Raw genomic sequence first — 6,251 nt, forward strand, 5'->3', positions numbered from 1 at the left:
AACGATCGCTGACCGGGGCCGGGGCCGAAAAGCCCCGGCTTGATCCGGTCGCGATCGATCGCACCCTGTCCGCGAAGCCGCCCGCCGATCTACCATGAGTCCGTGGATGCATGGGTGTGGTGGCTCATCGCTGCCGTAGGGCTGGGAATTCCTCTCGTCGTCACCGCGATGCCCGAGTTCGGGATGTTCGCGGTCGGCGCTGTCGCCGGTGCCGTGGTGGCCGCGCTGGGCGGTGGCATCGTCACGCAGGTCATCGTCTTCGCCGCCGTTTCGGTCGCGCTCGTCGCCGTCGTGCGCCCGATCGCCAAGCGCGCCCGCTCCGGAAGGCCGGGCATGGCCTCCGGAGTTGACGCCCTGAAGGGCAGGCAGGCCACGGTGATCGAGCGGGTCGACGACTCCGGCGGCGGCCGCATCAAGCTCAACGGCGAGGTGTGGTCCGCGCGTGCGCTGGACGAGGGCCAGGTGTACGAGCCAGGGCAGAAAGTGGACGTCGTGGACATCGAGGGAGCAACCGCCGTCGTCATGTGACGGCGTTGATCAACTGGCCCTCGCAGGACCGGAGAACGGCCTGCACAAGAGGGTGAGTCTCTGAAAGACTCGATCACCTACTCGCCGGGCGGGACCGGCCGACAGCTATGGAAGGACACGAGGAGCCACTGTGGAACCGATCATCATCGTCCTGATCATCCTGGTGGTGCTGGTGTTCATCGCACTCATCAAGACGATCCAGGTCATTCCGCAGGCCAGCGCCGCCATCGTCGAGCGCTTCGGCCGCTACACCCGCACGCTGAACGCGGGCCTGAACATCGTCGTGCCGTTCATCGACTCCATCCGCAACCGCATCGACCTGCGCGAACAGGTCGTGCCCTTCCCGCCCCAGCCGGTCATCACGCAGGACAACCTCGTCGTCAACATCGACACCGTCATCTATTACCAGGTGACGGACGCCCGCGCCGCGACGTACGAGGTCGCCAGCTACATCCAGGCGATCGAGCAACTCACGGTCACCACGCTCCGGAACATCATCGGCGGCATGGACCTGGAGCGCACCCTGACCTCCCGCGAGGAGATCAACGCGGCGCTGCGCGGCGTCCTGGACGAGGCCACGGGCAAGTGGGGCATCCGCGTCAACCGCGTCGAGCTCAAGGCCATCGAGCCGCCGACCTCCATCCAGGACTCGATGGAGAAGCAGATGCGCGCCGACCGTGACAAGCGCGCCGCGATCCTCCAGGCCGAGGGTGTCCGGCAGTCCGAGATCCTGCGCGCCGAGGGTGAGAAGCAGTCCGCGATCCTCCGCGCCGAAGGTGAGGCCAAGGCCGCGGCCCTGCGCGCCGAGGGCGAGGCGCAGGCGATCCGTACGGTCTTCGAGTCCATCCACGCCGGTGACGCGGACCAGAAGCTGCTCTCCTACCAGTACCTCCAGATGCTCCCGAAGATCGCCGAGGGCGACGCCAACAAGCTCTGGATCGTGCCCAGCGAGATCGGCGACGCGCTCAAGGGCCTCGGCGGCGCGCTCGGCAACTTCGCGCCCGGTGGCGGCGGCACCCCGTCCGCCCCCACCACCCTCGAAAAGCCGTCGATCGACTGAAAACGCGCCACGGCCGTCTCGGACCGTGGCCCCACGACACACCCACCGGACCCCTGGTGCATGATCGGTTCATGACGCACCGATCACGCGCCGGGGGTTTCCGTATGACCGCCAGGGTTTCCGCATGACCTTCTGGGAAGCACTCGCCGTCTTCGCCGCAGGTCTGGGCGCGGGCGCCATCAACGTCGTCGTCGGCTCCGGGACGCTCATCACCTTCCCCGTCCTGCTCGGCATCGGCCTGCCGCCCGTCACCGCCAACGTCTCCAACAACCTCGGCCTCGTACCGGGCGCCATCAGCGGCGCCATCGGCTACCGCCGCGAACTGCGCGGCCAGCGCCGCCGGATCATCCGCTTCGGCGCCACCGCCCTCGTAGGCGGCCTGGCGGGCGCCGTTCTGCTGCTCGCCCTGCCGTCCGACGCCTTTACCGCGATCGTCCCGGTCCTCGTCGCCATCGCCCTCGTCCTCGTCGTCCTGCAGCCCCGGCTGTCCGCCGCCGTGAAGGCCCGCCGCGCCCGCAACGGCACCGTCCCGCACCGCGACGGCGGCATCGCGCTCCTGACCGGCCTGCTGCTCTCCAGCGCGTACGGCGGCTACTTCGGCGCCGCCCAGGGCGTCCTGTACATCTCCCTGATGGGCCTGCTGCTCGACGAGGACCTGCAGCGCCTCAACGCCCTCAAGAACGTGCTCGCGCTGGTCGTCAACGCCGTCGCCGCGGTCTTCTTCCTCTTCGTCGCCGACTTCGACTGGACGGCGGTGCTGCTGATCGCCGTCGGCTCCGCGCTCGGCGGCCAGATCGGCGCGAAGATCGGCCGCCGGCTGCCGCCCGCCGTCCTGCGCGGCGTCATCGTCACGGTCGGCGTGATCGCCATCGTGCAGCTACTGCTGCGCTGACAGGCACACCTACAGATGCTGCGCTGAGAGATACACGTACGCAGAAGGGGCGCGGGTGTCTCCCCGCGCCCCTTCACGCACACTCGTGCGCCGGCCCTACGCCGACTGCACCAGCCAGTCCGGCAGCTCCTCCCGTACGGACACGCCCAGCGCCGCCAGCATCGTGTCGGCGGGCGTCGGCACGAACGGCCGCCGCAGCAGCTCCATCCCCGCCTGCTCCGGCGTCCGGTCCGCCTTGCGGTGATTGTCCTCGGCACAGGAGGCGACCGTATTCAGCCAAGTGTCACCGCCCCCGTGCGCCCGCGGCACCACGTGGTCCACGGTCGTCGCCCGCCGCCCGCAGTACGCGCACCGGTGCTGGTCCCGCACCAGGACGCCCCGCCGCGACCACGGCGCCTGTCTTCGGAACGGCACCCGTACGTATCTGCTCAGCCTGATCACCAGCGGTACCGGGAGATCCACCGCGGCGCCCCGGATGCGCAGCCCGGGGTGCGCCTGCTCGACCACGGCCTTGTCCTGCATGACCAGCACGACCGCCCGCCGCAGCGACACCGTCGACAGCGGCTCGAAGCTCGCGTTGAGGACCAGCGTCTCGCGCATCCCGACCACCTCCCGCATCCCGTCCGCCGCTCGGCGAAGTGGCTCCACTGTGCAGTTCCAGTGATCCCCCGGACAACGCAATTTCCGTCTGCCGCAAGGGAGATGACAGGTGAGCAACGGGCGAACGAATGACGAACCGGAAAGAAGAAGGGACACCGGAAAGGGGAAGGGACAGGGGGCACGCTCCGGGCCCCACCCCCGTGATCAGGGACCCGGAGCGGCACGGCAGCCGGCGCGGACGTCCGACACGAGGCGGACTCCGGCAGACAGCAGGGGACACACCTGCGCCCCGCCGCCCCCGCCACTGCGGTGCCGACTGCCCGACGGCCGTGTGGCAACCGTCGGCCAAGCACCACTGTGCGATCCGGGGCGCCGGGGCGCAACGGAATTACGGGCGAGCCCGCGTCACCCCTCGGCGGGGATCTCGTACTCGCCGATCAGCTGGGCCCGGCCCAGCGTGTGGAACCGCAGGTTGAAGCCCACCACGGCGGGCGAAGCGTCCGCGTCCGGGCCGAGCTTCTCCTGGTCCACCGCGTACACGGTGAAGACATAACGGTGCGGGCCGTCCCCGGGGGGCGGCGCCGCGCCCCCGAAGTCACGCGTCCCGTAGTCGTTCCGTACGTGCACCGCGCCCTCGGGCAGGCCCTTCATGTCACCGGAGCCCGCACCGGCCGGCAGCTCCGTCACCGACGCCGGGATGTCGAACACCGACCAGTGCCAGAAACCGCTGCCGGTCGGCGCGTCCGGGTCGTAGCAGCTGACGGCGTAGCTCCGGGTGCCCTCCGGGGCACCCTCCCACCGCAGGTGGGGCGAGGTGTTCCCCGCGCTGAACACCTGGGCGTCCGCCAGCGTCCCGCCCTCCTGCAGATCGTCGCTCACCACCGTGAACGAGGGCACCTGCGGATGAAAATCGTGCGGGAGCGGCCGGCGCTTCTGCTCGGACACTTCGACACCTCCTGATCGCATTCGAGGACCGTCCGGCCAGGTTAGAACCTGCTCGTGGCAGAACCGGTGCCCGGCCCGGCCGGAACTCATGTCCCCGCGCCGCGATCCGCGGTGCGCCGCGGCTCAGAACCAGTTGCGCTTACCGCCGACCTCGGCCAGCCACTGGTTCAGGTATGCCGCCCAGTCCGTGTTCTGGAAGTCGTGCAGGCCCACCTCGAAGGCGCGGTAGGTGTCGCTCCCCTCGGTGAACAGCCCCGGCTTCTTGTCCATCTCCAGTACGACGTCCATCGCCCGGTCGTCCGCCACGAAGGACAGCTCGACCTGGTTGATCCCCCGGTACTGCTGCGGCGCGAAGAACTCGATCTCCTGGTAGAAGGGCAGCTTCTGCCGCGAGCCCCGGATGTGCCCGCGCTCCAGGTCCGCGTTCTTGAAGCGGAACCCGAGCTGCCCGAAGGCGTCGAGGATCGCCTGCTGCGCCGGCAGCGGGTGCACGTTCACCGGATCGAGGTCACCGGAGTCGACCGCACGGGCGATCGCCAGCTCGGTCGTGACCCCGACGTTCATCCCCTGCAGGTGCTGGCCCAGGAACATCGTCACCGGCGTCTCCCACGGGATCTCCAGCCCGAACGGCACCGTGTGCGCCGCACCGGCCTGCACCTCGAAGGCGCCGCCCAGCTTCTGCTTGGTGAACTCGATGCTCTCCTTGCGCTCCCCCTCGCTGGTCTCGACCTCGACCACGGCCTGCAGCCCGACCGACAGCCCCTCGATCTGCTGCGGCACCGAGCCGCCCTGGATGCGCACCTCACCCTGCACCACGCCACCGGGGACGACGTTCTCCTCGAAGAGCACCGTCTCCACCGACGCGCCTCCGGCACCCAGACTCGCCAGCAGCTTCTTGAACCCCATTGATCGTCCTCCCCAGGCACGCGCCTGTACTTCGGTGATGTCCGGCCGCGGCACGCCTGCCCGCTCCGGGTCCGACCCCTACGAACGCGAAACGGCGTACGGCGGTTCCCCCGGCGGCCGGCCGCCGCACGCCCACAGCCTGCCAAGACGGGGTACTCCCAGGCCACTCCGCAGTCCCAGAAGAGAACAGACGAGGTCCACTACCCTGGGAACGCATGATCTCCGAACCCACCCGTATGCCGCTCCCGCGGACATTCTTCGACCGCCCCGTCCTCGAAGTCGCCCCCGACCTGCTCGGCCGCACCCTCGTGCGCAGCACTCCGGAGGGCCCCATCGAACTGCGCCTCACGGAGGTCGAGGCGTACGACGGTGAGAACGACCCCGGCTCGCACGCCTACCGGGGCCGCACGGAGCGCAACGCCTCGATGTTCGGCCCGCCCGGACACGCGTACGTCTATTTCATCTACGGCATGTGGTTCAGCCTCAACCTCGTCTGCGGCCCCAACGGCTACGCCAGTGGTGTCCTGCTGCGCGCCGGTGAGGTGCTCAGCGGTACGGAGCAGGTGGCCGCGCGCCGCCCCAAGTCCCGCCGCCCGAGTGAACTCGCCCAGGGCCCGGCCCGGCTGGCCACCGGCCTCGCCATCGACCGGCAGCTGAACGGCACGGACGTGTGCGCGGGCCCCGGTGCACCGCTCTCCGTCCTCGAGGGCACGCCGGCCGCCCCCGGCCTGGTGCGCAGCGGGCCGCGCACCGGTGTCGGCGGCGAGGGCGCGACCCACCCGTGGCGCTTCTGGATCGACGGCGACCCGACGGTCAGTCCGTACCGGGCACACGTCCCCCGGAAGCGCCGGACCAGGGCTGCTTGACTCTGCCCGGGCAGAGCCGTAACGTAGCCCGAGCCGCTTGAGACGGGCAGCGCTATGTGCGCACGCCGCAGGCGGCACCACCATCACTTTCGAACGACTCCCTCAACCGGGTCTTCTTCGGCATTGCCGAAAACAGATTCCGATTGGGTTGGCCCGACTGCGTCGGCGCCGATTATGAGCAATCAAGGGAATCCGCTAAAGTGAAGGCACGCCGAAAGGCACCCCTCCCGACAGGGAAATCGGAAACGAATTCGAGCCGACTGCGACTTTCGAGAAGCAGAGCACGAACCAGGATCTGATAAAGTCGGAACCGCGAAGAAGCCGAAAGGCCGAAACGCACCGGCGAAAATCGGGCCCGCAAGGATCTGATAGAGTCGGAAACGCAAGACCGAAGGGAAGCGCCCGGAGGAAAGCCCGCGAGGGTGAGTACAAAGGAAGCGTCCGTTCCTTGAGA

At 69.3% G+C, this 6,251-nt stretch carries 7 protein-coding genes; 4 read left to right on the plus strand and 3 right to left on the minus strand.

From position 1 onward, the window contains the following. Positions 1-114: 114 nt before the first annotated feature. The 3 genes from IF04_RS0129875 (at position 115) to IF04_RS0129885 (ending at position 2,480) form a co-directional block, all read left to right on the plus strand. Complete coding sequence (locus tag IF04_RS0129875) at positions 115-528, plus strand: NfeD family protein (RefSeq protein WP_030264775.1); 414 nt, start codon at positions 115-117, stop codon at positions 526-528. 130 nt (positions 529-658) lie between these two features. Next, a complete protein-coding gene (locus IF04_RS0129880) occupies positions 659-1,588 on the plus strand; it encodes an SPFH domain-containing protein (protein WP_030264778.1) in 930 nt (309 codons plus the stop codon). A 124-nt stretch (positions 1,589-1,712) separates the two neighbouring features. After that, on the plus strand, positions 1,713-2,480 hold the full coding sequence (locus IF04_RS0129885) for a sulfite exporter TauE/SafE family protein (RefSeq protein WP_030264782.1): 768 nt from the start codon (positions 1,713-1,715) through the stop codon (positions 2,478-2,480). A 96-nt stretch (positions 2,481-2,576) separates the two neighbouring features. Here IF04_RS0129885 and IF04_RS0129890 read toward each other — a convergent pair whose 3' ends face one another. The 3 genes from IF04_RS0129890 to IF04_RS0129900 all read right to left on the minus strand — a co-directional run bounded on the left by IF04_RS0129890 (position 2,577) and on the right by IF04_RS0129900 (position 4,931). Continuing rightward, the gene (locus IF04_RS0129890; RefSeq protein ID WP_030264786.1) at positions 2,577-3,080 is read right to left on the minus strand and encodes an HNH endonuclease; all 504 of its coding nucleotides are present in this window, start codon (positions 3,078-3,080) and stop codon (positions 2,577-2,579) included. A gap of 405 nt (positions 3,081-3,485) precedes the next feature. After that, positions 3,486-4,025 (minus strand): YbhB/YbcL family Raf kinase inhibitor-like protein, encoded by a 540-nt coding sequence (locus IF04_RS0129895; RefSeq protein WP_030264789.1) that lies wholly within the window; start codon positions 4,023-4,025, stop codon positions 3,486-3,488. A 123-nt stretch (positions 4,026-4,148) separates the two neighbouring features. Further along, entirely contained in the window at positions 4,149-4,931 is a 783-nt protein-coding gene (locus tag IF04_RS0129900) for a sporulation protein (RefSeq protein WP_030264792.1), read from the minus strand. A gap of 215 nt (positions 4,932-5,146) precedes the next feature. Between IF04_RS0129900 and IF04_RS0129905 the strand changes: the two genes are divergently transcribed. Then, entirely contained in the window at positions 5,147-5,797 is a 651-nt protein-coding gene (locus tag IF04_RS0129905) for a DNA-3-methyladenine glycosylase (protein WP_030264795.1), read from the plus strand. Positions 5,798-6,251: the final 454 nt, after the last annotated feature.

The sequence above is a fragment of the Streptomyces violens genome, assembly GCF_000717745.1.
GTDB lineage: Bacteria > Actinomycetota > Actinomycetes > Streptomycetales > Streptomycetaceae > Streptomyces > Streptomyces violens.